This window comes from Microbacterium sp. BF1 (assembly GCF_019279095.1).
GTDB classification, from domain to species: domain Bacteria; phylum Actinomycetota; class Actinomycetes; order Actinomycetales; family Microbacteriaceae; genus Microbacterium; species Microbacterium maritypicum.
The window spans coordinates 1-628 of sequence record NZ_JAGYWT010000824.1; the positions used below are offsets into that span (position 1 = coordinate 1).

The 628-nt window shown below is 71.7% G+C and carries 1 protein-coding gene; it reads left to right on the forward strand.

Going from position 1 to position 628, the window contains the following annotated elements:
• Positions 1-66: 66 nt before the first annotated feature.
• Positions 67-561 (forward strand): 1,2-phenylacetyl-CoA epoxidase subunit PaaD, encoded by a 495-nt coding sequence (paaD, locus tag KZA10_RS17020; RefSeq protein WP_017828373.1) that lies wholly within the window; start codon positions 67-69, stop codon positions 559-561.
• The last annotated feature ends 67 nt before the right edge of the window (positions 562-628 follow it).

The following is a 628-nucleotide window of genomic DNA, read 5'->3' on the forward strand; positions in this document are numbered from 1 at the left end:
CGCGACGCCGCTCGGGCACATCCTGGCCGAGATGCAGGTGCTCGCCCGACGGCATCCGGGGGCGACATGGTGACTCTCACCCCGACGCAGGCCGCCTGGCGGATCGCCGCCTCCGTCCCCGACCCCGAGGTGCCCGTCCTCACGATCGAGGACCTCGGCGTTCTCCGTGCGGTCGAGGTCGACGGCACCAGCGTCCACGTCGACATCACCCCGACCTACAGCGGTTGTCCCGCGATGGACACGATCCGCGACGACGTGATTCTCGCCCTCACCGCCGCCGGCTTCGACGAGGTCGAGGTGCGCCTTGTCCTCTCCCCCGCCTGGACCACGGACTGGATGACGGAGGCAGGCAAGACCAAGCTCGCGGCCTACGGCATCGCGCCGCCCTCCGGCCGGGCTGCCGTCTCGACCGGCCCCATCCGCCTCTCGCTGAGCGTCCGCTGCCCCCGCTGCGGGTCCCTCGACACCCGCGAGGTCTCCCACTTCGGCTCGACCTCGTGCAAGGCGCTGTTCGAGTGCCGCGCCTGCCTCGAGCCCTTCGATCACTTCAAGGTGCACTGACATGTCGCTCTTCACCTCCGCGCCGGCTTCCCTCCCGCGTGCGACGACGCCGCGCGCGGCCGCTCCG